A 26465-nucleotide genomic window follows, 5' to 3' on the forward strand; every position below is an offset into this window, starting at 1 on the left:
TTATCATCTTTTGATGTCGATTTGGCGCAATAAATTGCCAGATCCGCCAGGTTTGGTAGTATGCCGCCCTGGTTTGATATGTTAGTGCTTACTTCTTGTAAGACACGGACGCTGGCGCCCGACCGCTGTCGGGAGATGATTAACCCACGGAGTTAACTCAGGGATGCGATTAACGACGAAGTTCTCAGCCTTTTTTACGCTCTTAACCGGGCTTACTATCTTTGTGACGTTAATCGGCTCCTCACTGAGTTTCTATAACGGCATACAGTATAAGATAGCCACCCGCGTGCAGGCCGTCGCCACCGTACTGGATAATCGGCTGGTCAACTCCTCGTTTGATAAGCTCGACCACCAGCTTGATGAAATCATGGTGCCGCTCGACATCGTGCGCATCAACTTTACCCTCAACGGTAAATCGCTGTTTCAGCATACCCGCGACAGCAGCTATCTGCCGATGGGCAGCCACTACCAGTACCGCGAGATGTCGGTGGCATCGCTCAAACATCCCGGCGTGACGATTGTCCTGACGTATCAGGATCCGATGGCCAACTATTTCCGCTCGCTGATGACCACCGCGCCGCTGACCATCACCATTGCCTTTATGGTGCTGGTGGTGTTTATCGCCGTGCGCTGGCTGCGGCGTCAGCTGGCGGGGGAAGAGCTGCTGGAGATGCGCGCGACGCGGATCCTCAACGGCGAGCGCGGCGCGAAGGCAAAGGGGAATATCCACGAATGGCCGGCGCGCACCAGCTCGGCGCTGGATACGCTGCTGTCTGAGATTCAGTTTGCCGGCGAGCAGCGCAGCCGCCTGGATACGCTTATCCGCTCCTACGCCGCCCAGGATTCAAAAACCGGCCTGAGCAACCGCCTGTTCTTTGACAACCAGCTGGCGACGCTGCTTGATGACCAGGAAAACGTTGGCGCGCACGGCATCGTGATGATGATCCGCCTGCCAGATTTCGACTTCCTGCGCGACAACTGGGGCCGCGCGGCGGCGGAAGAACACGTCTTCACCCTGATAAACTTGCTCTCTACCTTTATTATGCGCTACCCCGGCGCGCTGCTGGCGCGCTACCCCGGCGCGCTGCTGGCGCGCTACCGCCGCAGCGACTTTACCGTTTTGCTGCCGCACCGCACGCTGAAAGAAGCCGACAGCATTGCCGGTCAGCTGTTAAAAGCCATCGACGGTCTGCCGCTGGCTAAAATCCTTGATCGTGACGATATGATGCATATCGGGATCTGCGCCTGGCGCAGCGGGCAAACCACCGAGCAGGTGATGGAACACGCGGAAGCGGCGGTACGTAACGCGGTGCTGCAGGGCAGCAACAGCTGGGCCATCTATGACGATTCGCTGCCGGAGAAAGGGCGCGGCAACGTCCGCTGGCGCACCCTGATTGAGCAAATGCTCAGCCGCGGCGGGCCGCGCATTTATCAAAAACCAGCCGTCACCCTCGACGGTGCCGTGCATCACCGCGAGCTGATGTGCCGTATCTTCGACGGTAAAGAAGAGGTTACCGCCGCCGAGTATCTGCCAATGGTGCTGGAGTTTGGGCTGGGCGAAGAGTACGACCGCCAGCAGATTACCCGCCTGCTGCCGTTCCTCGGCTTCTGGCCGCAGGAAAACCTGGCGATTCAGGTCACGGTGGAGTCATTGATTCGCCCGCGTTTTCAGCGTTGGCTACGTGATGTATTAATGCAGTGCGAAAAATCGCATCGTCGGCGGATTATTTTTGAACTTGCAGAGGTAGATGTCTGTCAACATATGGCGCGTCTTCAACCTGTGGTCCGTTTAATTCACGCGTTAGGCGTTCGGGTGGCGGTCACGCAGGCGGGTTTAGCGCTGGTCAGCACCAGTTGGATTAAACAGCTTGAGATTGAACTCATTAAGATCGACCCGGTTCTGGTGCGCAATATTGAAAAACGCAGTCAGAACCAGCTGCTGGTACAAAGCCTGGTCGAGGCCTGTAAAGGAACGTCAATACAGGTATTTGCCGCCGGTGTACGCAGTCGAGGTGAGTGGCAGGTGCTGACGGAATGCGGAGTTTTCGGCGGTCAGGGGGATTTTTTTGCTTCTTCCCAGCCACTTGACGCAAATGTGAAAAAATATTCGCAAAGATATTCGGTTTGACCTGCTGTTTAACGTGTTTATCACGTAGAATAACGCGCGCGGTTTTTTCCGGGAGTGTGCATGTCTGCTTGCCGGGGGAAACGACGCATCACGCATGTGACGACCTTTGACAGGTACAAATCCAGGATGGAGCGGCAGTGAGTTTCCCTGCACTGAAGGAGTCAGGTTGGATTTGTAACAAAGGTAACGAACTGCACTAATTTTCACCGTTGCAGATGATTTTTGCGCCTTGTCGCTGCTGCGTGTGGTTGGTAAAGTAAGCGGATTTTATTTTTCCGCCCCAGCTTTCAGGATTATCCCTTAGTATGTTGAAAAAATTTCGTGGCATGTTTTCCAATGACCTGTCCATTGACCTGGGTACCGCGAATACCCTGATTTACGTAAAAGGACAAGGCATCGTATTGAATGAGCCTTCCGTGGTCGCCATTCGTCAGGATCGTGCCGGTTCACCGAAAAGCGTGGCCGCCGTAGGTCATGACGCTAAACAGATGCTGGGCCGTACGCCGGGCAACATCGCGGCTATTCGTCCGATGAAAGACGGCGTAATCGCTGACTTCTTCGTCACTGAAAAAATGCTTCAGCACTTCATCAAGCAGGTTCACAGCAACAGCTTCATGCGTCCAAGCCCGCGCGTGCTGGTGTGTGTGCCGGTTGGTGCCACTCAGGTTGAACGTCGCGCCATCCGTGAATCCGCTCAGGGCGCTGGCGCGCGTGAAGTCTTCCTGATTGAAGAACCGATGGCGGCGGCAATCGGTGCTGGCCTGCCGGTTTCTGAAGCGACCGGTTCGATGGTTGTCGATATCGGTGGTGGTACGACTGAAGTCGCCGTTATCTCCCTGAACGGCGTGGTTTACTCCTCTTCCGTACGTATCGGCGGCGACCGCTTCGACGAAGCGATCATCAACTACGTTCGTCGTAACTACGGCTCTCTGATCGGTGAAGCCACCGCAGAACGTATCAAGCACGAAATCGGCTCCGCTTATCCGGGCGACGAAGTACGTGAAATTGAAGTGCGTGGCCGTAACCTGGCAGAAGGCGTTCCGCGTGGCTTTACGCTGAACTCCAACGAAATTCTTGAAGCGCTGCAGGAGCCGCTGACCGGCATCGTGAGCGCGGTGATGGTTGCACTGGAACAGTGCCCGCCAGAGCTGGCTTCCGACATTTCTGAGCGCGGTATGGTGCTGACCGGTGGTGGCGCGCTGCTGCGCAACCTCGACCGCCTGTTAATGGAAGAAACCGGTATTCCAGTTGTCGTGGCTGAAGATCCGCTGACCTGCGTAGCGCGTGGCGGCGGCAAGGCGCTGGAAATGATCGACATGCACGGCGGCGACTTGTTTAGCGAAGAGTAGTCAGCATGAGGTTCAGGGTAGCCAGAAGGCTACCCTCAATTTCACTGACACGAGAATACGCATAGCCTATGAAGCCCATTTTTAGCCGTGGCCCGTCGCTGCAGATTCGCCTTATTCTGGCGGTGCTGGTGGCGCTGGGTGTCATTATCGCCGACAGCCGCCTGGGTATGTTCAGTCAAATCCGAACGTACATGGATACTGCCGTCAGTCCTTTCTATTTTGTTTCTAATGGTCCCCGTGAACTGCTGGATAGCGTCTCGCAAACGCTGGCTTCACGCGATCAGCTCGAACTCGAAAACCGCGCATTACGTCAGGAACTGCTGCTGAAAAACAGCGACCTGCTGATGCTGGGTCAGTACAAGCAAGAAAATGCCCGTTTACGTGAACTGTTAGGTTCACCGCTGCGCCAGGACGAACAGAAAATGGTGACGCAGGTGATCTCAACGGTTAACGATCCCTATAGCGACCAGGTGGTTATCGATAAAGGCAGCGTCAATGGCGTCTATGAAGGCCAGCCGGTCATCAGCGACAAAGGCGTGGTCGGCCAGGTGGTGGCGGTAGCCAAACTCACCAGCCGCGTGCTGCTGATTTGCGATGCGACCCATGCGCTGCCGATTCAGGTGCTGCGTAACGATATCCGCGTGATTGCCGCCGGTAACGGCTGCACCGACGATCTCCAGCTGGAGCATCTGCCGGCTAACACCGATATTCGCGTTGGCGACGTGCTGGTGACTTCCGGTCTGGGCGGCCGCTTCCCGGAAGGCTATCCGGTCGGCGTTGTCTCGTCGGTTAAGCTGGATACGCAGCGCGCGTATACGGTGATCCAGGCGCGCCCAACCGCGGGCCTGCAGCGTCTGCGCTATCTGCTACTGCTGTGGGGCGCCGATCGTAACGGTACCAACCCGATGACCCCGGAAGAGGTGCATCGCGTGGCCAACGAACGTCTGATGCAAATGATGCCTCAGGTGCTGCCATCGCCTGATGCGATGGGGCCACAGCTGCCCGCACCGGCGACCGGAATCACTACGCCACCTGCGGGCACGCCGCCACCTCCGCTCCCCTCGGGAGGGCAATAGTGGCAAGCTACCGTAGCCAGGGACGCTGGGTTATCTGGCTCTCGTTTCTTATCGCACTGCTGCTACAGGTCATGCCCTGGCCGGACGACCTCACGGTTTTCCGGCCAAACTGGGTTCTGCTGATTCTGCTTTACTGGTCGCTGGCGCTGCCGCATCGGGTGAATGTTGGCACGGGCTTCGTGATGGGTGCCATACTGGATCTGATCAGTGGTTCAACGCTCGGCGTGCGCGCGCTGTCGTTGAGCATTGTGGCGTATCTGGTGGCGCTGAAGTATCAGCTGTTCCGTAACCTGGCGCTCTGGCAGCAGGCGCTGGTGGTCATGTTGCTCTCGCTCGCCACGGATATTATTGTTTTCTGGGCAGAGTTTTTAGTGATCAACGTCTCTTTCCGACCTGAAGTGTTCTGGAGTAGTGTAGTAAACGGCGTGCTCTGGCCGTGGATATTTCTTCTGATGCGTAAAGTTCGTCAGCAATTTGCCGTTCAATAAGGTCGTTATGGTATCTCTCTATCTTGCTTCAGGTTCCCCACGTCGTCAGGAACTGCTTACTCAGCTAGGTGTGACCTTTGAGAAAGTGGTGCCGGGTATTGAAGAACTGCGCCGTCCTCACGAGGAAGCGCAGCACTACGTGGCGCGTCTGGCGCGCGAGAAAGCGCAGGCTGGCGTGGCCTTAGCCCGCGAAGATCGCCCGGTGCTGGGGGCGGATACCATTGTTATCCTTAACGGTGAAGTGCTGGAGAAACCGCGCGATGAAGCCCATGCGGCAGCGATGCTGCGTAAGCTTTCGGGGAATACCCACCAGGTGATGACCGCCGTGGCGCTGGCCGATAGCCAGCACACGCTCGACTGTCTGGTGGTCACCGAGGTGACCTTCCGGACGCTCTCTGATGACGATATCGCAGCGTATGTTGCGAGCGGAGAACCTTTAGATAAAGCAGGTGCATACGGTATTCAAGGGTTGGGTGGCTGTTTCGTCAGGAAGATAAATGGCAGCTATCACGCCGTAGTCGGCTTACCGCTGGTGGAAACGTATGAGTTGCTGAGTAACTTTAACTCGCTACGTGAAAAAAGGGATAAACATGACGGCTGAACTATTAGTGAACGTGACGCCATCGGAGACGCGAGTGGCGTACATCGATGGCGGCATTTTGCAGGAAATCCATATTGAGCGTGAAGCGCGACGCGGAATAGTAGGCAATATCTACAAAGGTCGTGTCAGTCGGGTCTTGCCGGGTATGCAGGCGGCTTTTGTAGATATTGGTTTGGATAAGGCGGCCTTTCTCCACGCCTCCGATATCATGCCGCATACCGAATGCGTGGCCGGTGAAGAGCAAAAACAGTTCACCGTCCGCGATATCTCTGAACTGGTGCGTCAGGGCCAGGACCTGATGGTGCAGGTGGTGAAAGATCCGCTGGGCACCAAAGGCGCGCGTCTGACCACCGACATCACGTTACCCTCCCGCTACCTGGTCTTTATGCCCGGCGCCTCGCATGTCGGCGTTTCCCAGCGCATTGAGAGCGAAGCCGAACGCGAGCGCTTAAAGAAGGTGGTGGCCGATTACTGCGATGAGCAGGGCGGCTTTATCATCCGTACCGCCGCGGAAGGCGTATGCGAAGAAGATTTGGCCTCTGACGCCGCCTACCTCAAGCGGGTGTGGACCAAAGTGATGGAGCGTAAAAAGCGCCCGCAGACCCGCTATCAGATGTACGGCGAGCTGGCGCTGGCGCAGCGCGTACTGCGCGACTTTGCCGACGCGCAGCTGGATAAAATTCGCGTGGATTCCCGTTTAACCTACGAAGCGTTAATGGAATTCACGGCTGAATATATGCCTGAAATGACCAGTAAGCTCGAGCACTACAGCGGTCGCCAGCCGATTTTTGATCTCTTCGACGTTGAGAATGAAATCCAGCGGGCGCTGGAGCGTAAAGTTGAACTTAAGTCAGGCGGCTATCTGGTTATCGACCAGACCGAAGCGATGACCACCGTCGACATCAATACCGGGGCGTTTGTCGGCCACCGCAATCTTGATGACACCATTTTCAACACCAACATTGAAGCCACCCAGGCGATCGCCCGCCAGCTGCGTCTGCGCAACCTCGGCGGCATTATCATTATCGACTTTATCGATATGAATAACGAAGATCACCGCCGCCGCGTGCTGCACTCGCTGGAGCAGGCGCTGAGCAAAGACCGGGTCAAAACCAGCGTTAACGGCTTCTCACCGCTGGGGCTGGTGGAGATGACCCGCAAGCGCACCCGCGAAAGCGTCGAGCACGTGCTGTGCACCGAATGCCCGACCTGCCACGGTCGCGGTACGGTGAAAACCGTCGAAACGGTGTGCTACGAAATTATGCGTGAAATCGTTCGCGTGCATCATGCTTATGACTCCGATCGTTTCCTGGTCTACGCTTCTCCTTCGGTGGCCGAAACGCTGAAAGGCGAAGAGTCCCACGCGCTGGCGGAAGTGGAAATCTTCGTCGGTAAGCAGGTTAAAGTACAGATCGAACCGCTCTATAACCCGGAGCAGTTTGATGTGGTCATGATGTAATAACGCAGTCTGCTGCGACCCAAGGAGAGATGCGTGAGGCGATTGCCGGGGATTTTACTGCTCACCGTTGCCACACTGGTTGTCGTTGTCGCGCTGCTGGTGAGCGGCCTGCGTCTCGCCTTGCCGCATCTGGACAAATGGCGTCCGGCGCTGCTGGAGAAAATTGAAACGGCAACCGGGCTGCCGGTCTCTGCATCACAAATTCAGGCCAGCTGGCAGAATTATGGCCCGACGCTCGACGTGCGCGATATCAAAGCCGGGCTGAACGACGGCGGCGAGCTCTCCATCAAACGCGCTTCCATGGCGCTGGACGTCTGGCAAAGCCTGCTGCACATGCGCTGGCAGTTCCGCGAGCTAACCTTCTGGCAGCTGCAAATTCACACCAACACGCCGTTGCAGAAAAACGACAGCGACGACAGCCTGCAGGGCGATCGCATCGGCGACCTCTTCCTGCGCCAGTTTGACCATTTCACCTTACGCGACAGCCATCTCAGCTTCCTGACGCTCTCCGGCCAGCGCGCCGAGCTGGCGGTGCCGCAGCTGACGTGGGTCAACGATAAAAACCGTCACCGCGCCGAAGGCGAGCTTAGCCTTTCCAGCCTCACCGGGCAGCACGGGCTGATGAAAGTGCGCATGGATCTGCGCGATGAAAACGGTCTGCTGAACAAAGGCCGCCTGTGGCTGCAGGCCGATGATATCGACGTTAAGCCGTGGCTGGGCCGCTGGATGCAGGACAATATCGCGCTGACCAGCGCCCGCTTTAGCCTTGAGGGCTGGGCGACGCTGGATAAAGGCGAAATCGCCAGCGGCGATGTGTGGTTGAAGAAGGGCGGCGCCAGCTGGCAGGGCGACCAGAAAACCCATCAGCTCTCGGTGGATAACCTCACCGCGCACCTGTCGCGGGAGAAAGAGGGCTGGGAGTTCCGCATTCCCGATACCCGTATCACCATTGACGACACGCCATGGCCGCGCGGCGCGCTGGCGCTGGCGTGGATCCCCGCCCAGGAAGTTGGCGGGCAGAATAATCAGCGTAGCGATGAACTCCGTATCCGCGCCAGTCATCTGTCGCTGGCCGGGCTAAATGGCCTGCTGCCGATTGCCGAGAAGCTCTCGCCGGAAGTGGCCGATATCTGGCGTACGGCTCAGCCGACCGGCATGGTCGATGCGCTGGCAATGGATATTCCGCTGCAAGAGACCCACAAAACGCGCTTTAACGCCAGCTGGGATAACCTGGCCTGGAAACAGTGGAAGCTGCTGCCGGGCGCGGAGCATGTTTCCGGTAGCGTGGCGGGTAGCGTAGAGAACGGCGCGCTGCATGTCGCTATGCAAAAGGCGCTGATGCCGTATGAACACGTCTTCCGCGCGCCGCTCGAGATCGCTGACGGCGTCGCCACGCTGAAATGGCTGAACAACGACAAAGGCTTTATGCTCGACGGCCGCAATATCGACGTGCAGGCGACCGGCGTTCGCGCGGCCGGCGGCTTCCGCTATCTGCAGCCAAAAGACGATCAGCCGTGGCTGGGGATTCTCGCTGGGATCAGCACCGACGACGGCGGCCAGGCGTGGCGCTACTTCCCGGAAAACCTGATGGGCAAGAAGCTGGTCGACTACCTGAGCGGCGCGATCAAAGCCGGCAAGGCGGAAAACGCTACGCTGGTGTACGGCGGCAACCCGCATCTGTTCCCTTATAAGCACAACGAAGGCCAGTTCCAGGTCTACGTTCCGCTGCGCGATGCCACTTTCGCCTTCCAGCCGGATTGGCCTGCGCTGACCAACCTTGATATTGAGCTGAACTTTATCAACGATGGCCTATGGATGAAGGCCGATAAAGCCGCGCTCGGCGGGGTGACCGCCAGCCATCTTGAAGCGGCCATTCCGGACTACGAAAAAGAGAAGCTGCTGATCGACGCCGACATCAACGGCCCGGGCAAGGCGGTTGGACCCTATTTCCAGCAGACGCCGCTGAACGATTCGCTGGCGGCGGCCCTTGAAGAATTGCAGATTGACGGCGATGTGAGCGCCCGCTTACATCTCGATATCCCGCTCGACGGTGAGCTGGTGACCGCCAAAGGTAAGGTCGCGCTGAACAACAATAGCCTGTTTATCAAGCCGCTGGACAGCACGCTGCATAACCTGAAAGGTCAGTTCAGCTTTGAAAACGGCAATCTGACCAGCGAACCGCTGAGCGCGACCTGGTTTAATCAGCCGCTGAATGTCGATTTCACCACCACCGAAGGGGCGAAGGCGTATCAGGTTGGCGTGAATATGCAGGCCGATTGGCAGCCCGTTAAAATGGGCGTGCTGCCGAAACAGCTCAACGATGCGTTGAAGGGCAGCGTGCCGTGGAAAGGCAACGTGGCGATTGAGCTGCCGTATCACGGTAGCGCCACCTACAAGGTGGGGATTACCGGCGATCTACAGAATGTGAGCAGTAACTTACCGTCTCCGGCCAACAAAGCGGCGGGGCAGGCGCTGCCGCTCAACATTAACGTAGACGGTAATCTGCATCGCTTCGACCTGACCGGTAACGTTGGAGCGAGCAACCACATCAACAGCCGCTGGCTGCTGGGTAACAGGCTGGCGCTGGAGAGCGCTATCTGGGCGTCGGACAGCCGGACGGTGCCGCCGCTGCCGCAGACGCCGGGGATTGAGCTGAATTTACCGCCGATGGACGGCGCGCAGTGGCTGGCGTTGTTCCAGCGCGGCGCGGCGGATAGCGTGAGCTCGGCGGCTTCTTTCCCGCAAAGCGTCACGCTGCGCACGCCGTCTCTGGCCTTTGCGGGCCAGCAGTGGAACAACCTCAGCCTGGTGTCAAAACCCACCGCTGACGGTACGCGAGTGGAAGCGCAGGGCCGTGAAATTAACGCCAGCCTGACGATGAAAAACAACTCGCCGTGGCAGGCCGCGGTGCGCTATCTCTACTACAACCCGTCGGCGAATCCGCTGACGCAGACGGCGAGTACGGAAAGCACGGGTGGCTCCGCCAGCAGCAGCGCCATCGACTTCCACGGCTGGCCGGATCTCCAGCTGCGCTGCGCCGAATGCTGGCTGTGGGGGCAGAAATACGGGCGCATCGACGGTGATTTCAGCGTGAAAGGCGATACGCTTTCGCTGGCTAATGGCCTGATCGATACCGGTTTTGGGCGACTCACCGCCGACGGCGTATGGGTTAACGCGCCTTCCGGCCAGCGGACGTCGCTGAAGGGCAAAGTTCACGGCAACAACGTGGACGATGCGGTGGCCTTCTTCGGCGTTTCCACGCCGATCCGCGACGCGTCCGTTGATGTAGACTACGATTTACATTGGCGCGATAAGCCGTGGCAGCCGGATGTCGCTTCGCTGAACGGCATTCTCAAATCGCGTCTCAGCAAAGGGCAGTTCACCGATATTTCTACCGGCCACGCCGGGCAGCTGCTGCGTCTGTTGAGCGTTGATGCGCTGCTGCGTAAGCTGCGTTTTGACTTTAGCGACACCTTCAGCGAAGGTTTCTACTTTGACTCCATCCGCAGCACCGCGTGGATTAAAGACGGCGTGCTGAACACCGATGACACGCTGGTGGACGGCCTGGAGGCGGATATCGCGATGAAAGGTTCGGTTAACCTGGTGCGCCGTGAGCTGAATATGGAAGCGATTGTCGCGCCGGAAATCTCGGCGACGGTCGGCGTTGCCACCGCCTTTGCGGTGAACCCGATTATCGGCGCGGCGGTGTTTGCCGCCACCAAAGTGCTGGGGCCGCTGTGGAATAAGGTCTCGATCCTGCGCTATCGCATCACCGGCCCGATCGACAAGCCGCAAATTAACGAAGTGCTGCGCCAGGCGCGTAGCAACAAATAGCCGTGATTTGACGCAAGCCTTGAATTGCCTCAATCTCATACGACAAACACCCGGAATATCGGCCCGCTATGCTTAACGCATGCGGGCCTTAAAGAGTAGCGAAATAATGAGTCTAAACCTGGTAAGTGAACAATTGCTGGCGGCGAACGGCCTGAATCATCAGGACCTGTTTGCCATTCTTGGTCAACTCACGGAGCGCCGTCTGGACTATGGCGATCTCTATTTTCAGTCCAGCTATCATGAATCCTGGGTTTTAGAAGACCGCATCATCAAAGACGGCTCCTACAATATCGACCAGGGCGTCGGCGTGCGCGCGGTCAGCGGCGAGAAAACGGGCTTTGCCTACGCCGACCAGATTAGCCTGCTGGCGCTGGAGCAGAGCGCGCAGGCGGCGCGTACCATTGTGCGCGAAGCGGGCGACGGTAAAGTGCAAACCCTGGGCGCGGTTGAGCACCCGGCGCTGTACACTTCGCTCGACCCGCTGCAAAGCATGACCCGCGAAGAGAAGCTGGATATTCTGCGCCGCGTCGACAGCGTCGCGCGCGCCGCTGATTCCCGCGTGCAGGAAGTGACCGCCAGCCTGACCGGCGTCTATGAGCTGATTCTGGTCGCGGCAACCGACGGCACCCTGGCGGCGGACGTTCGCCCGCTGGTGCGTCTGTCGGTAAGCGTGCAGGTAGAAGAAGACGGTAAACGCGAGCGCGGCGCCAGCGGCGGCGGCGGTCGTTTTGGCTATGACTACTTCCTTGCCGATCTCGACGGCGAAGTGCGCGCCGATGCCTGGGCGAAAGAAGCGGTGCGCATGGCGCTGGTGAACCTGTCGGCGGTGGCTGCGCCAGCGGGAACGCTGCCGGTAGTGCTCGGCGCGGGCTGGCCGGGCGTACTGCTGCACGAAGCGGTCGGCCACGGTCTGGAAGGCGACTTCAACCGTCGCGGCACTTCGGTCTTCAGCGGCCAGATGGGCCAGCTGGTGGCGTCTGAACTCTGTACTATTGTCGATGACGGCACGATTGGCGATCGTCGCGGCTCCGTGGCGATTGACGATGAAGGGGTGCCGGGCCAGTACAACGTGCTGATTGAAAACGGCATTCTGAAAGGCTACATGCAGGACAAACTCAACGCGCGCCTGATGGGCGTGGCGCCAACCGGTAACGGCCGCCGCGAATCCTACGCGCACCTGCCGATGCCGCGTATGACCAACACCTACATGCTGGCGGGCAAATCGACGCCGCAGGAAATTATCGAATCCGTCGAATACGGCCTGTATGCGCCGAACTTTGGCGGCGGCCAGGTGGATATCACCTCCGGGAAATTCGTCTTCTCAACGTCGGAAGCCTACCTGATTGAAAACGGTAAGGTCACTAAGCCGGTGAAAGGGGCCACGCTGATTGGTTCCGGCATCGAAACCATGCAGCAGGTGTCGATGGTTGGTAACGACCTGAAGCTGGATAACGGCGTTGGCGTGTGCGGTAAAGAAGGCCAGAGCCTGCCGGTGGGCGTGGGTCAGCCGACGCTGAAGGTGGATAACATGACCGTTGGCGGCACGGCGTAATCACTCACGCGCCCGCGTAACGCGGGCGCGATATTACCGCACCATCTCGTTCTCTTCTCCGCGCCCGCGCATACTCTGATAAATTCGCGCCACCTCCACGAAGTAATCGGTCAGATAGTTAATACACACCTGCACCTTCAGCGGCAGCTTATCCTTTTCGGTATAGAGCGCGTAAACCGGGCGCGGATCGGACTGATAGCGCGGCAGCAGGATCTCCAGATCGCCGCGGTTGATCTCGTCGATCACCCACATCAGCGGCACGTAGGCCAGCCCTGCGCCAGCGGAAAGCCAGCGGGTGAGCGTCATCGGATCGTTGGTCACGAAGCGCCCTTCGGGGATCAGGCGCGTAGAGATCCCTTCCGGGGCGACCAGCTCAAACTCGTTATCCGGCCGCACGCTGTACTACAGCCACGAGTGGTTGGCGAGGTCGGCGGGTTTTTCCGGCACGCCCGCGTGTTGCAGGTATCTTTTTGCGGCGCACACCACCATCGGCATCGCGCCCAGACGGCGGGAGAAGAGGCTGGAATCCTGTAACGCGCCGACGCGGATCACCACGTCCAGCCCGTCGGCAATCAGGTCCGGCGCCGGGATCCCGGTGACCAGGTTTACGGTAAGGCCGGGGTATTTTTTCAACATATCGGCGGTGATCCTGGCGAGGACATTTTGTGCCATAGTTGAAGAGCAGCCGACGCGTAGCGTACCGATCGGCGTGTTGTTGAAGGCGTAAAGCTGTTCATGAACGTCCTGGACTTCGTGCAGCATTCGGCGGCAGCCCTGGTAGTAAATTTTACCGGCTTCGGTTAACCCAATGCTCCGCGTACTGCGGTTAAGCAGCTTGACCTGAAGCTCATCTTCCAGTTTAGAGACAGTCTGACTGATGGAAGAAACGCTCATTTGTAGCTGCCGAGCCGCGGCGGTAAAGGAGCCTTGCTCAACAACTTTGGCAAACACCGACATCCGTTTTAGTCGTTCCATTGTTCACTCTGGCTTAAAAGTGATTTGCATCACACTATGTAGATAAGGCGATAACAGTTACGTTAATATACTGTTAGTTGAATAACTAAAGTTCCACTCTCACCTGCACGCTAGTCTAGTAAGGTCAACATGAGCCTGTTTCCTGTCATCGTGATTTTCGGTCTCTCTTTTCCGCCGATCTTCTTTGAGCTGCTCTTATCGCTCGCCATTTTTTGGTTGGTGCGTCGAGTGCTGACGCCAACCGGGATCTACGATTTTGTCTGGCATCCCGCGTTGTTCAACACCGCACTGTATTGCTGCCTTTTTTATCTGATATCACGTTTGTTCGTTTGAGGTAGATGTGAAAACACTAACAAGAAATATCTCCCGCACCGCTATTACGGTGATACTGGTTATCCTGGCGTTCATCGCAATTTTCCGCGCCTGGGTCTATTACACCGAATCCCCCTGGACCCGCGACGCCCGCTTTAGCGCGGACGTGGTCGCCATCGCCCCCGACGTTTCGGGCCTGATTACCGGCGTGCAGGTCAAGGATAACCAACTGGTTAGTAAAAATCAGGTTCTGTTTGTCATTGACCAGCCGCGCTACCAGAAGGCGCTGGCCGAAGCCGAAGCCGATGTCTCCTACTATCAGGCGCTGGCCGAAGAGAAAAGCCGGGAAGCCGGGCGTCGTAACAAGCTGGGCGTAAGCGCGATGTCGCGCGAAGAAATCGACCAGTCTAACAACGTGCTGCAAACCGTTCTGCATCAGTTAGCGAAAGCCCAGGCGACCCGCGATCTCGCGCGCCTGGACCTCGATCGTACCGTGATCCGCGCGCCGGCAGACGGCTGGGTGACCAACCTGAACGTCTATGCCGGTGAGTTTATTACCCGTGGCTCCACGGCGGTAGCGCTGGTGAAACAGCACTCCTTCTACGTGATGGCCTATCTGGAAGAGACCAAGCTGGAAGGCGTGCGCCCCGGCTACCGGGCGGAAGTTACGCCGCTGGGCAGCAATCGCGTGCTGAAAGGGACCGTCGATAGCGTGGCGGCCGGCGTCACCAACGCCAGCAGTAGCGTCGATAGCAAAGGGATGGCGACCGTCGATTCCAACCTGGAGTGGGTGCGTCTGGCCCAGCGCGTGCCGGTCCGTATTCATCTTGATGATGAACCGGGTAACCTGTGGCCTGCGGGCACCACCGCCACGGTGGTGATCACCGGTGCGAAAGATCGCGACGCCAGCCACATGACCTTCTTCCAGAAACTGGCACTGCGCCTGCGTGAATTCGGTTAATCGCTATGGGCATCTTCAGTATTGCCAACCAGCATATCCGCTTTGCCATCAAGCTGGCCTGCGCGGTGGTGCTGGCGCTGTTTGTCGGCTTTCACTTTCAGCTTGAAACGCCCCGCTGGGCGGTGCTGACCGCGGCTATCGTGGCGGCGGGCCCGGCCTTTGCCGCCGGGGGAGAACCCTACGCGGGAGCGATTCGCTATCGTGGGATGCTGCGTATCGTCGGTACCTTTATCGGCTGTATCGCCGCGCTGGTGATTATTATCACCATGATCCGCGCGCCGCTGCTAATGCTGCTGGTGTGCAGCATCTGGGCCGGTTTCTGTACCTGGATCTCGTCGCTGGTGCGCGTCGAAAACTCATACGCCTGGGGCCTTTCCGGCTATACGGCGCTGATTATCGTTATCACTATTCAGACTGAGCCGCTGCTGACGCCGCAGTTCGCGGTTGAGCGCTGTAGCGAGATCGTGATCGGTATCGTCTGCGCGATCGTCGCCGATCTGCTGTTCTCGCCGCGTTCGATCAAAAAAGAGATCGATAACGAATTAGATTCCATGCTGATCGATCACTATCGCCTGATGCAGCTGTGCATTAAGCACGGCGACAGCGATGAGATGGATCGCGCCTGGCTGGCGCTGGTGCGCCGCGCCACCGCGCTGGAAGGGATGCGCAGCAATCTGAACATGGAGTCTTCACGCTGGACGCGCGCTAACCGCCGCCTGAAAGCGCTGAATACCGTTTCGCTGACGATGATCACCCAGGCGGTTGAAACCTTTATCATGCAGAACTCGCGCCCGGAGCTGGTCACGGACGCCTACCGCGAACTGTTTGAAGAACCGGTAGAGACGGTGCAGGACGTGCATCGCCAGCTGAAGCGCATGCGCCGGGTGCTGGCGTGGACCGGTGAACACGACACGCCAGTGACCATCTACAGCTGGGTGGGGGCGGCCACGCGCTATCTGCTGCTCAGGCGCGGCGTGGTGGGTAACGCCAAAATCAGCGTCCGCGAAGAAGAAATTCTGCAAAGCGAAGTGGTGGTGCGTCCGGAATCCGCCGAACGCCATCACGCGATGGTCAACTTCTGGCGTACCACCGTCTCCTGCGCGCTGGGCATTTTGTTCTGGCTGTGGACCGGCTGGACTTCCGGCAGCGGGGCGATGGTGATGATCGCCGTGGTCACCTCGCTGGCGATGCGTTTACCGAACCCGCGTATGGTGGCGATAGACTTCCTCTACGGGACGATTGCGGCCTTGCCGATTGGGGCGCTGTACTTCCTGGTGATCATGCCCGCCACCCAGCAAAGTATGTTCCTGCTGTGCCTGAGCCTGGCGGTGATGTGCTTCTTTATTGGCATTGAGGTGCAGAAAAGGCGGCTTGGCTCGCTCGGTGCGCTGGCCAGTACCATCAACATTCTGGTGCTGGATAACCCGATGACCTTCCACTTCAGCCAGTTCCTCGACAGCGCGCTGGGGCAGATTGTCGGCTGCTTTATGGCGCTGATAGTCATTCTGCTGATTCGCGATAACTCGCGCCTGCGTACCGGCCGCGTGCTGCTTAACCAGTTTGTGTTTGCCGCCGTCTCGGCGATGACCACCAATATGGCGCGGCGCAAAGAGAACCATCTGCCGGCGCTGTATCAGCAGCTGTTTTTACTGCTCAACAAATTCCCCGGCGACGTTGCCAAGTTCCGCCTGGCGCTGACGCTGATTATCGCGCACCAGCGCCTGCGCGATGCGCCGATCCCGGTGAATGACGATCTCTCGGCGTTCCACCGCCAGCTGCGTCGTACCGCCGATAAGGTCATTTCAGCCAGCAGCGACAATAAACGCCACTACTACTTCTCGCGGCTGCTGGACGAATTGAGCGTTTATCAGGATAAGCTACGCGTCTGGGAAGCGCCTGCGCAGGTAACTCAGCCTGTTGAGCGGCTGGTGGCGATGCTGCATAAATATCAGAGCGCGTTGACCATTAACTAACAGACTCCCCGGTGCCTGCTGGCACCGGAACTTTCCCCATCTCACCTATCCCCGCAAAAGCGCTGACTATACTTAACTGGAAACACTTTTCAGGAGGGTGTAATGACCACGCAAGCGCTACAGGACAATGACCTTTTTCAAACCGGCTATCTGGTAAACGGTGAATGGCGTCATCTCGACACCACCTTTGACGTGCTGAACCCGGCGACGGGCGAGGTGGTGGCAAAGGTCGCGAAGGCCGGGCAGAAAGAGACCGAGCAGGCGATTGCCGCCGCCGCCAAAGCGTTCCCCCAGTGGCGAGCGAAAACGGCGAAAGCGCGCTCGGAACTGCTTTACCGCTGGTATCAGCTGATTCTCGAAAACAAAAGCTGGCTGGCGCGCCTGATGACCCTTGAGCAGGGCAAGCCGCTGAAAGAGGCGGAAGGCGAAGTGGACTACGCGGCGAGCTTTATTCAGTGGTTTGCCGAACAGGGTAAACGAGCGAATGGGGAAATTATCCCGCCGGTGAAACCCGGTTCGCGGATTCTGGCCACGCGTGAACCCATTGGCGTGGTGGCGGCCATCACCCCGTGGAACTTCCCGATGGCGATGCTGACCCGTAAGCTCGGTCCGGCGCTGGCCGCAGGCTGTACCGGGGTGATTAAACCCGCCAATAACACCCCGCTTTGCGCGTTCGCGCTGCTGGCGCTGGCGAAGAAGGCCGGGATCCCTGACGGCGTGCTGAACGCCGTCGCGGGTAATACGCCGGAGATCAGCGACGCCATTATGGCCAGCCACGAGGTGCGTAAAATTTCCTTCACCGGCTCGACGTCGGTGGGGAAAACGCTGGTGCGCAACGCGGCGGAAACCATGAAGAGGGTGTCGATGGAACTGGGCGGTAATGCGCCGTATATCGTGTTTGAGGATGCGGATATCGACGCGGCGGTACAAGGGGCGGTGGCTAACAAGTTCCGTAACGCCGGGCAGGTGTGCGTCAGCGTGAACCGTTTTTATATCCACGACAGCGTCTATGAACGTTTTACCAGCCAGCTTGCTGCTGCCGTGAAGGCGCTGAAGGTGGGTAACGGGCTGGACGACGGCGTGGTGATCGGCCCGTTGATTGAAGCGTCGGCGGTGAAAAAGGTGCGTGAGCACGTGGAAGACGCCGTCTCAAAAGGCGCGAAGGTGCTGGTCGGCGGGGAGCCGCATGAGCTGGGCGGTAACTTCTGGCAGCCGACGGTGCTGGGCGACTGCCAGGAAGAGATGCTGCTGGCGAAGGAAGAGACGTTTGGCCCGCTGGCGGCCTGCTTCCGTTTTGGTGATGAAGACGACGTTATTCGCCGGGCGAATAATACCCCCTACGGATTGGCCGCCTATTTCTACACGCAGAATCTGTCGCGGGTGTTCCGCGTCTCGCAGGCGTTAGAGAGCGGGATGATTGGGATTAACGAATGCGCGGTCTCGACCGAACTGGGGCCGTTTGGCGGCGTGAAGGAGTCCGGCCTGGGGCGTGAAGGCTCGGTGCTGGGGCTGGAAGAGTACCTTGAGGTGAAAACGCTACACATTGGGGGGCTTTAGTTTGCACGATGGGAGAGGGCGTGAGATGAAAATCTATACTTTTGATTTTGACGAGATAGAGGATCAGGGCGATTTTTACCGGGAGTTCGCTCGACTCTTTGCCCTCGATCGGGAGTCGATACACGATTTAGATGCGCTTTGGGATGTGGTCACCGGCGCGACAATGCCGTTACCGCTGGAGATCGAATTTATTCATCTGGATGAGAAGCAGCGCCGTCGCTACGGCGCGCTGATTCTGCTGTTCGATGAAGCGGAAGAAGAGCTGGAAGGGATGCTGCGTTTTAACGTTTCGCGCGCATAAAAAAGCCCTCGCATAACGGCGAGGGCAAGTCGTCGGACAAGACGACGAGGGTTTATTTGTACAGCTCAGCCGTAGCGTGCCAATGGTCGCCGGTACGGGCTTCAATAATGCGGTAGCTGCTGGCGCCTTGTTTTTCGGCTTTGGCGGCTAACGCGCTGCGCATATCCATCGGGTCGCTACCGATCTGAGAGACAGATACGGTGCCGACAGATTGTAAATTCTGTGCCTGGTCGGCGTTCACCTGGTGTACTGCGGCGCTTGCGCCGAAAGACAGTACGGAGGCCAGACCAAGGGATGCGATAATCATTGCGCTTTTCATAATATTTTACTCCTCACCTGATTCTTTATTCTTCAGCGGTGAGAGGATGTTATTTCCGATTCCTGGGACCGCTGGGTCATTCACTTTTTTACGCTGCTGACGTGCTGGACTTATTTGTACAGTTCAGCCGTTGCGTGCCAGTTGGCGCCGGTACGGGCTTCAATGATGCGATAGGATGAAGCGCCTTGTTCTTCCGCTTTTTTGTTCAGCATTTCGTGCATATCCATCGGGGATGAACCGACGGAACCGATAGAAACGGTGCCGATTGACTGACGCGCCTGGGCCTGATCGCTGCTGATGGAGTCAGCGGCAAATGCGCCAAAAGAGATAACGGAAAGGATGCTCAGAGCGGCAACTGTTGTTTTGATTTTCATGATACTTACCTCGTCGAATTTTTTTGGAAGGTCTTTGTTTTGTGACCCTCATCACGAAATTAAGTATACACTAATCACATGAAATATTAATACCCCGCTAATTGTTTCTTGGGTAATTACCTGTCAGGAAGCGTCATTTTTAGAACATTTGTGTATAAAAAAATGCACATTTTGGCAAAGTTGTGTAGAAATAATGCGTAGAATCAAACATGTAGAGGAATTTGATTTTTCGTGCGGTTAAAAATAGATATATTCACTGAATCTATGTTTTTAGCCAGAAAATCGCACTTAATGCTAACGAAACGAGAGTAGAAGCTGTGGGGATTGACGGGAAAAGCAGCTCCTCTGGCAGACCAGAGGAGAAAGGAAGAGGGATTACAGCTCCTGCTCGAACAGAACCTGAATGGCCTCGTAAAGATCTTTAACGGTGAAGCCGCGCGCCGGCGTGGTGAAAATGGTGTCATCACCGGCGATGCTGCCGAGGATACCTTCCGCTTTACCCAGTGAATCCAGCAGACGTGCAATCAGCTGCGCAGCGCCCGGGCTGGTGTGGATAACCACAACCGCATCGTTGTAGTCGATATCCAGCACCAGATTTTTCAACGGGCTGCTGGTGGTGGGTACGCCCAGCTCAGCGGGCAGACAGTACACCATCTCCATTTTGGCGTTGCGGGTACGCACGGCGCCAAACTTGGTCAGCATACGCGACACTTTGGACTGGTTAATATTATCGAAGCCTTCTTCCTGTAAGGCCTGAACAATTTCGCCCTGAGAGCTAAATTTTTCTTCCTTCAGTAACGCTTTAAAGGCTTTAACTAATTCTTCTTGTTTAGTTGAACTTCGCATAAGTCACCCGAGTATGGTGGTGAAATTAACATTATTATGCATATAGGTGAATTTTTATGCAAAATAATTTGCTCCAGGAGGCAATGCCAGATAGAGAAAGGCCGAATTTTAGCAAAAATTAGACCTAAGAAACATGCCTATATCACGGGATCTAAATAAGTTAAAAGTAAATGAAATGTTATTAAATTGCTGTTGTTTTACGCAACATGCTGGGTATATTGTAATCGATAGTTGATGAAAATTTGGTTTCGTAGTCAGGCCTTTTTCTGGGAGTAGTGCGGATGCTGTTGAATGGCCCGCATTCTGTAAGCAATTATATTGTAATTATTTACCTTGTGAATTAAGGTCGCCGCAACGGAGTAACAACGGGTATCTCCTGCGTTGGTTTATGCGGTCCACGACAGGTTGTTACCTGAAAGTCATTAACCATAATAAGGAGTTTAGGATGAAAGTCGCAGTCCTTGGTGCCGCCGGCGGTATTGGCCAGGCGCTTGCCCTACTACTAAAGACCCAACTGCCTTCAGGTTCAGAACTCTCCCTCTATGATATTGCCCCCGTCACGCCGGGTGTGGCAGTCGATCTCAGCCATATTCCTACTGATGTCAAAATCAAAGGTTTCTCCGGTGAAGACGCGACGCCCGCGCTGGAAGGGGCAGATGCTGTCCTGATTTCTGCCGGGGTGGCGCGTAAGCCCGGCATGGATCGCTCCGATCTGTTTAACGTTAACGCCGGGATTGTCAAAAACCTGGTGCAGCAAATTGCCAAAACTACGCCGAAAGCCTGTATTGGTATTATCACCAACCCGGTGAATACCACCGTGGCGATTGCCGCCGAAGTGCTGAAAAAGGCGGGCGTGTACGACAAAAACAAACTGTTCGGCGTGACCACGCTGGATATCATCCGCTCTAACACCTTTGTGGCGGAGCTGAAAGGCAAAAGCGCCGGCGATGTGGAAGTTCCGGTTATTGGCGGCCACTCTGGCGTCACCATTCTGCCGCTACTGTCGCAAATCCCGGGCGTGAGCTTCTCCGAACAGGAAGTGAATGACCTGACTAAACGCATCCAGAACGCCGGCACCGAAGTGGTGGAAGCGAAGGCGGGTGGTGGTTCGGCGACGCTCTCCATGGGCCAGGCGGCGGCGCGTTTCGGACTGTCTCTGGTTCGCGCCCTGCAGGGCGAGAAGGGCGTGGTTGAATGCGCCTATGTCGAAGGCGACGGCCAGTACGCGCGCTTCTTCTCGCAGCCGCTGCTGTTAGGTAAAAACGGGATTGAAGAACGCCAGTCGATCGGCAAACTGAGCGCTTACGAACAGCAGGCGCTGGAAGGCATGCTCGATACGCTGAGAAAAGATATTCAGCTGGGTGAAGATTTTATTAATAAATAAGCTGTTCCTGCCCGATGCCGGGGCTTTTGCTCCGGCTTCTTTGGCTGTAAACAAGCCACGAAATCAAGCACTAAATCTGCTAAACTCCCCACGTCTTATCGGTTATTAACGAGAACGTCGTGAAAAAGATCCAAAGAACGCAAACTCGCGATCACATTACGCAAATGCTTCGCTATGAAATTCTTTCCGGCAATATAAAAGCGGGAGAAGAACTCGCGCAGGAAAGTATTGCGGAGCAGCTCGGTCTTTCACGAATGCCGGTTCGAGAAGCGCTACAGTCACTCGAACAGGAAGGTTTTTTAATCCGACTGCCCAACAGGCACATGCAGGTCGCGCATCTTGAGGCCGATCGCGTGAGTCATATTTTTCGCGTGATTGCCGCGATGGCCGCCGAAATGTTTTCGCTGATACCCAGTGAAGTCGGCGATGCCCTCCTGATACGTGCGCAAGCGCTGGCCGTTGCAGAAGACAAATCCTGCGAGCTGGAGTGTCATGCGATGCTGATTTCTTATGTGAATAACCGCTATCTGGAAAAGGTGTATCAGCAGTTCCTGGACGGCTATGTCTCTTATGTTATTTTGCATCTGAAAAAAGATAATCAGGAGTCAGCCCAGCTATTTGCTGAACTGGCTGACGTCATACGCCAGGGGCGGCGTGATGAGATTGGGCAAGTTACGCAGCGTTATTTCCTCTCTTTAGCAGAAATAATGCGTCAACATATGAAGGATTGGGAAAGTGCAGAAGCCTAAGTTAGGGAAGATTAAGCTTCTTTCAGCGAAAGAACAGGTCGCGGCGGTGCTGCGTAAAGCGATTCTTTCGAGGGAGCTAGTGGAAGGGCAGGAGATTACGTTAGAAGGCATTGCCGGCATGGTTGGCGTGTCCAGTATGCCAGTGCGCGAGGCGTTTCAAATTCTGGCGGCGGATGGGCTGATAAAAGTGCGCCCTAATAAAGGGGCGGTGGTGTTGGGCATCAATGAACAAACGATCCGTGAACACTATGAAATTCGCGCGCTGTTAGAAAGCGAGGCGGTGGCTAAAGCTTCTCGTCCCGGCACCGATATCTCGCGGATAGCCGAGGTACATTATGCTGCTGAAAAGGCCCTGGCGGAAAATAACTCGGCGGAATACTCCGACCTGAATCAGGCATTTCACATGGAAATATGGAATGTTGCTGGCAACGAAAAAATGAAAATGTTGCTCTGTAACATGTGGAACGGCCTGTCGATGGGCCATAAGGTCACCGAAGAAGAGTATGCCGTGATTTCCATTCAGGAACATAAAAGTATTCTGCAAGCCCTTGAACTTCATGACGAAACATTGGCTCGCCAGCGCATGCGCGAACACATTATTCGCTCGATGGAGAATATGCTGACCCGCTATGTCGGCGACCCTTCTGCCTGATCTTTTCGCCTGCGTGAGCATCGCAGGCGCTTCAACCGATTCTTCAATTCTATTAATCACCTCCAGTAACGATCCAACTACGATCTTGATGTAGATCCCACTCCAGCATCTTTCCTGAGAAACGATTTGACTTATTTTTTGTATGGGAATAATTTCTCCTCGTCAGTATTGGATACAATATCATATATCATTGATTGGATAATTATAACTATGGAACCCATTACCCTTACCCTATGTTTATTGGTGTTCGCTATCGTCATGTTTGTATGGGAAAAAGTGCCGCTGGCCGTCACTTCCATGATTGTCTGCGTGGCCTTAGTTATCACCGGCGTTCTGAATATCAAACAGGCCTTTGCTGGCTTTATCGACACTAACGTCATCCTGTTCGTTGCGATGTTCATCGTGGGCGGTGCGTTGTTCGAGACCGGCATGGCAAACAAAGTGGGCGGCGTCATCACGCGCTTCGCGAAAACAGAAAAACAGCTGATCTTCACCATTATGGTGGTGGTGGGCTTGATGTCTGGCGTCCTCTCTAACACCGGCACCGCTGCGGTTTTGATTCCGGTGGTGATCGGCGTGGCGGCAAAATCGGGCTTCTCACGTTCTCGTCTACTGATGCCGTTGGTTTTCGCCGCTGCGTTGGGCGGTAACCTGTCGTTAATTGGCGCGCCGGGCAATCTTATCGCGCAGTCTGCGCTACAGAATATTGGCGGCGGTTTTGGCTTTTTTGAATACGCAAAAATCGGCCTCCCGATGCTCATTTGCGGCATTCTCTACTTCCTGACCATTGGCTATCGCTTTCTGCCGAATAATGCGACCGGCGGTGAGGTGGGGAGCGTCGGGGAGCAACGTGACTACAGCCATGTTCCACAGTGGAAACAACTGCTCTCGCTGGTGGTGTTGATCGCAACGATCCTCGGCATGATCTTTGAGAAAAAGATCGGTGTCAGCCTGGCCGTGATCGGCTGTATTGGCGCTCTTGTGCTGGTCGTGAGCGGCGTACTCACGGAAAAACAGGCCTATAAAGCCATTGACTCCCAGACCATTTTTATCTTTGGCGGCACCCTGGCGCTGGCAAAAGCGCTGGAAATGACCGGGGCAGGCAAGCTGGTTGCGGACTATGTGATTGGCATGCTGGGGCAAAACTCCTCGCCGTTCATGTTGCTGATTGCCGTTTTCGCCTTATCCGTTGTGATGACCAACTTTATGTCCAATACCGCAACGACAGCGCTGTTGGTACCGGTGAGTTTGTCGATTGCCGCAGGCATGGGCGCCGACCCGCGTGCGGTTCTGATGGCGACGGTCATTGGCGGTTCCTGCGCCTACGCAACTCCTATCGGCATGCCCGCCAACATGATGGTGCTCTCCGCGGGTGGCTATAAATTTGTCGACTACGCCAGGGCCGGTATCCCCCTGATTATCGTTTCAACCATTGTCAGCCTGATCCTGCTGCCAATCCTTTTCCCTTTTCATCCGTAATTAGACGGACGCTGTTCAGACCAAGGAGTATTTATGAGCAAAAGCGAACAGATATCGCACATGACCAATGTGATGGCCAAATTCGTGGGATATACCGGCAAAGTGCTGCCTGATGATGTCACTGCAAAATTAGAAGAATTGCAGACCAAAGAGATCAGCCAGCTGGCGAACGTTATCTTCACCACCATGTTTGATAACCAACGGCTGGCGAAAGAGCTGGATCGTCCTTCCTGTCAGGATACCGGCGTGATTCAGTTCCTGGTGGAGTGCGGAGCAAACTTTCCGCTGATTGGCGAACTTGAAGCGCTGCTGCGCGAAGCGGTGATCAAAGCAACGGTTGATTCCCCGCTGCGCCATAACAGCGTTGAGACTTTTGACGAATACAACACCGGGAAAAACGTGGGTAAAGGTACGCCGACGGTATTCTGGGAGATTGTTCCTGAGTCCGACCAATGCAGCATTTATACCTACATGGCCGGTGGCGGTTGCTCTTTGCCAGGAAAGGCAATGGTGCTGATGCCGGGGGCGGGCTATGAAGGTGTCACCCGTTTCGTGCTGGATGTGATGACCAGCTACGGCCTGAATGCGTGCCCGCCGCTGTTGGTTGGCGTGGGCGTCGCGACCTCGGTAGAAACCGCGGCGCTGCTATCCAAAAAAGCGCTGATGCGCCCGGTGGGTTCGCACAATGAAAACGAGCGTGCGGCGTCGCTGGAGAAAATGCTGGAAGACGGGATTAACAAAATTGGCCTGGGGCCACAGGGTATGTCTGGTAACACTTCTGTGATGGGCGTGAATATTGAAAACACCGCACGCCATCCTTCCACGATTGGTGTGGCGGTCAATGTCGGCTGCTGGTCGCATCGTAAAGGGCATATCGTTTTTGATAAAGATTTGAACTACACCATTACCTCCCACTCCGGAGTAAATTTCTGATGACAAAAAAAATTCTGACTACGCCAATTAAAGATGAAGATTTAGCCGATATTAAGGCCGGTGATATTATTTATCTCAATGGTCATATTGTTACCTGTCGCGATGTGGCGCATCGTCGTTTAATTGAAGGCGGCCGTGAACTTCCCGTGAATATTGACGGTGGCGCTATTTTACATGCTGGCCCTATTGTTCGTCCGATTAAGGGCGCTGATGATAAATTCGAAATGGTTTCCGTTGGCCCGACCACCAGTATGCGAATGGAAAAATTTGAAAAAGAGTTTATTGCCAAAACGGGCGTGAAGCTGATTGTTGGCAAAGGCGGGATGGGGAAAGGCACTGAAGAAGGCTGTGCTGAGCATAAGGCGTTGCATTGCGTATTCCCTGCGGGTTGCGCGGTGGTTGCTGCGGTCTGTGTTGAAGAAATTGAAGATGCACAGTGGCGCGACCTGGGGATGCCTGAAACGCTGTGGGTATGTCGGGTAAAAGAATTCGGTCCATTGATTGTGTCAATTGATACCCATGGCAATAACTTATTTGAAGAAAATAAAATCATCTTTAATCAGCGCAAAGAGATTGTCGCTGACGAAATTTGTCAACACGTAAGCTTTATTAAATAAGAAAACTGCACAGTAATGGCTGTTGTTTAGTGAGTAAATAAAAGACTCGGCTCTGGGGTGATTCGGGGGAATCCGCTCTTACCTATTTATTCTTTAAACGCGCCATTACTGTGCCTTCCATTTAAAGGTCATTTTATGACAGATGCATTGCTATTAGGTGAAGGCTTCACCCTGATGTTTCTCGGCATGGGATTTGTACTGATCTTCCTGTTCCTGCTCATCTTCGCCATCCGCGTGATGTCTGCCGCCATTGCCCGCTTTTTCCCGGAGCCCGTCGCCGCACCCGCGCCCCGCGCCGCGCCCGTCGTGGACGATTTCACCCGCTTAAAGCCGGTGATTGCCGCCGCCATTCACCATCACCGTCTTCATGTTTAATTCACGGAGGAACCCATGACCGTTGCCATTACCGATGTCGTCCTGCGCGACGCCCACCAGTCCCTGTTTGCCACCCGCCTGCGTCTTGATGACATGCTGCCCATCGCCGCACAGCTCGACGACGTCGGCTACGGCTCGCTCGAGTGCTGGGGCGGCGCCACCTTTGACGCC

Annotated in this window: 23 protein-coding genes and 2 pseudogenes; 21 read left to right on the forward strand and 4 right to left on the reverse strand. The window is 56.0% G+C overall.

Annotated features, from left to right (window positions below):
- Positions 1-163: 163 nt before the first annotated feature.
- The 8 genes from csrD (at position 164) to tldD (ending at position 12487) form a co-directional block, all read left to right on the forward strand.
- Entirely contained in the window at positions 164-2128 is a 1965-nt protein-coding gene (csrD, locus tag ACK5JN_RS13545; protein ID WP_416870670.1) for an RNase E specificity factor CsrD, read from the forward strand.
- Positions 2129-2433: 305 nt separating this feature from the next.
- Entirely contained in the window at positions 2434-3477 is a 1044-nt protein-coding gene (gene mreB, locus ACK5JN_RS13550; protein WP_000913396.1) for a rod shape-determining protein MreB, read from the forward strand.
- Between the two features lie 68 nt (positions 3478-3545).
- Complete coding sequence (mreC, locus tag ACK5JN_RS13555; RefSeq protein ID WP_416870671.1) at positions 3546-4553, forward strand: rod shape-determining protein MreC; 1008 nt, start codon at positions 3546-3548, stop codon at positions 4551-4553.
- Positions 4553-5041, forward strand: a complete 489-nt coding sequence (mreD, locus tag ACK5JN_RS13560) for a rod shape-determining protein MreD (RefSeq protein WP_064541739.1) — start codon at positions 4553-4555, stop codon at positions 5039-5041. Before mreC ends, mreD begins: the two co-directional genes overlap by 1 nt.
- Positions 5042-5048: 7 nt before the next feature.
- Complete coding sequence (locus tag ACK5JN_RS13565; protein WP_416870672.1) at positions 5049-5642, forward strand: Maf family protein; 594 nt, start codon at positions 5049-5051, stop codon at positions 5640-5642.
- On the forward strand, positions 5632-7101 hold the full coding sequence (gene rng / locus ACK5JN_RS13570) for a ribonuclease G (protein ID WP_416870673.1): 1470 nt from the start codon (positions 5632-5634) through the stop codon (positions 7099-7101). Before ACK5JN_RS13565 ends, rng begins: the two co-directional genes overlap by 11 nt.
- A 33-nt stretch (positions 7102-7134) precedes the next feature.
- Positions 7135-10935, forward strand: coding sequence for an AsmA2 domain-containing protein YhdP (gene yhdP, locus ACK5JN_RS13575; protein ID WP_416870674.1), 3801 nt, complete (start codon positions 7135-7137; stop codon positions 10933-10935).
- 106 nt (positions 10936-11041) lie between these two features.
- On the forward strand, positions 11042-12487 hold the full coding sequence (tldD, locus tag ACK5JN_RS13580) for a metalloprotease TldD (protein ID WP_416870675.1): 1446 nt from the start codon (positions 11042-11044) through the stop codon (positions 12485-12487).
- 33 nt (positions 12488-12520) lie between these two features.
- Here tldD and aaeR read toward each other — a convergent pair.
- Positions 12521-13462, reverse strand: a pseudogene (gene aaeR / locus ACK5JN_RS13585) (HTH-type transcriptional activator AaeR).
- 129 nt (positions 13463-13591) lie between these two features.
- On the opposite strand from aaeR, the gene aaeX reads away from it, so the two are divergent.
- From aaeX to ACK5JN_RS13610, 5 genes are all read left to right on the forward strand, one after another.
- Positions 13592-13795, forward strand: a complete 204-nt coding sequence (gene aaeX, locus ACK5JN_RS13590; protein ID WP_035891204.1) for a p-hydroxybenzoic acid efflux pump operon protein AaeX — start codon at positions 13592-13594, stop codon at positions 13793-13795.
- Between the two features lie 7 nt (positions 13796-13802).
- Complete coding sequence (gene aaeA, locus ACK5JN_RS13595) at positions 13803-14735, forward strand: p-hydroxybenzoic acid efflux pump subunit AaeA (RefSeq protein WP_416870676.1); 933 nt, start codon at positions 13803-13805, stop codon at positions 14733-14735.
- 5 nt (positions 14736-14740) lie between these two features.
- Positions 14741-16708, forward strand: coding sequence for a p-hydroxybenzoic acid efflux pump subunit AaeB (aaeB, locus tag ACK5JN_RS13600; RefSeq protein WP_416870677.1), 1968 nt, complete (start codon positions 14741-14743; stop codon positions 16706-16708).
- A 102-nt stretch (positions 16709-16810) separates the two neighbouring features.
- Positions 16811-18265, forward strand: coding sequence for an NAD-dependent succinate-semialdehyde dehydrogenase (locus ACK5JN_RS13605; protein WP_416870678.1), 1455 nt, complete (start codon positions 16811-16813; stop codon positions 18263-18265).
- Between the two features lie 25 nt (positions 18266-18290).
- Positions 18291-18566 (forward strand): barstar family protein, encoded by a 276-nt coding sequence (locus tag ACK5JN_RS13610; protein ID WP_416870679.1) that lies wholly within the window; start codon positions 18291-18293, stop codon positions 18564-18566.
- 52 nt (positions 18567-18618) lie between these two features.
- Here the strand turns inward: ACK5JN_RS13610 and yhcN-B are convergent, their stop codons facing one another.
- The 3 genes from yhcN-B to argR form a co-directional block, all read right to left on the reverse strand.
- A complete protein-coding gene (yhcN-B, locus tag ACK5JN_RS13615) occupies positions 18619-18885 on the reverse strand; it encodes a DUF1471 family stress response protein YhcN-B (RefSeq protein ID WP_416870680.1) in 267 nt (88 codons plus the stop codon).
- Between the two features lie 110 nt (positions 18886-18995).
- Positions 18996-19259 (reverse strand): peroxide/acid stress response protein YhcN, encoded by a 264-nt coding sequence (gene yhcN, locus ACK5JN_RS13620; protein ID WP_416870681.1) that lies wholly within the window; start codon positions 19257-19259, stop codon positions 18996-18998.
- 375 nt (positions 19260-19634) lie between these two features.
- A complete protein-coding gene (argR, locus tag ACK5JN_RS13625; protein ID WP_185669807.1) occupies positions 19635-20105 on the reverse strand; it encodes a transcriptional regulator ArgR in 471 nt (156 codons plus the stop codon).
- 445 nt (positions 20106-20550) lie between these two features.
- Here argR and mdh point away from each other — a divergent pair, with 445 nt between their 5' ends.
- The 8 genes and pseudogenes from mdh to ACK5JN_RS13665 all read left to right on the forward strand — a co-directional run.
- A complete protein-coding gene (mdh, locus tag ACK5JN_RS13630) occupies positions 20551-21489 on the forward strand; it encodes a malate dehydrogenase (RefSeq protein WP_416870682.1) in 939 nt (312 codons plus the stop codon).
- Between the two features lie 119 nt (positions 21490-21608).
- Positions 21609-22238: a GntR family transcriptional regulator gene (locus tag ACK5JN_RS13635; RefSeq protein ID WP_000723777.1), complete on the forward strand. Its 630-nt coding sequence runs from the start codon at positions 21609-21611 to the stop codon at positions 22236-22238.
- Entirely contained in the window at positions 22225-22890 is a 666-nt protein-coding gene (locus tag ACK5JN_RS13640) for a GntR family transcriptional regulator (protein ID WP_058110171.1), read from the forward strand. Before ACK5JN_RS13635 ends, ACK5JN_RS13640 begins: the two co-directional genes overlap by 14 nt.
- A 210-nt stretch (positions 22891-23100) precedes the next feature.
- Entirely contained in the window at positions 23101-24369 is a 1269-nt protein-coding gene (locus ACK5JN_RS13645) for an SLC13 family permease (protein WP_416870683.1), read from the forward strand.
- Between the two features lie 33 nt (positions 24370-24402).
- Entirely contained in the window at positions 24403-25302 is a 900-nt protein-coding gene (gene ttdA / locus ACK5JN_RS13650) for a L(+)-tartrate dehydratase subunit alpha (protein WP_416870684.1), read from the forward strand.
- Positions 25302-25919 carry a L(+)-tartrate dehydratase subunit beta gene (gene ttdB, locus ACK5JN_RS13655; RefSeq protein ID WP_416870685.1) on the forward strand — a complete coding sequence of 206 codons (618 nt, stop codon included), beginning with the start codon at positions 25302-25304 and terminating at the stop codon, positions 25917-25919. The genes ttdA and ttdB overlap by 1 nt, the downstream gene beginning before the upstream one ends.
- Before the next feature lie 135 nt (positions 25920-26054).
- On the forward strand, positions 26055-26294 hold the full coding sequence (locus tag ACK5JN_RS13660) for an oxaloacetate decarboxylase subunit gamma (RefSeq protein WP_416870686.1): 240 nt from the start codon (positions 26055-26057) through the stop codon (positions 26292-26294).
- A gap of 15 nt (positions 26295-26309) precedes the next feature.
- Positions 26310-26465 (forward strand): annotated as a pseudogene (locus ACK5JN_RS13665) (oxaloacetate decarboxylase); the annotation flags it as partial.

This window comes from Kluyvera sp. (assembly GCF_047971185.1).
In the GTDB taxonomy this organism is placed as follows: Bacteria; Pseudomonadota; Gammaproteobacteria; order Enterobacterales; family Enterobacteriaceae; genus Kluyvera.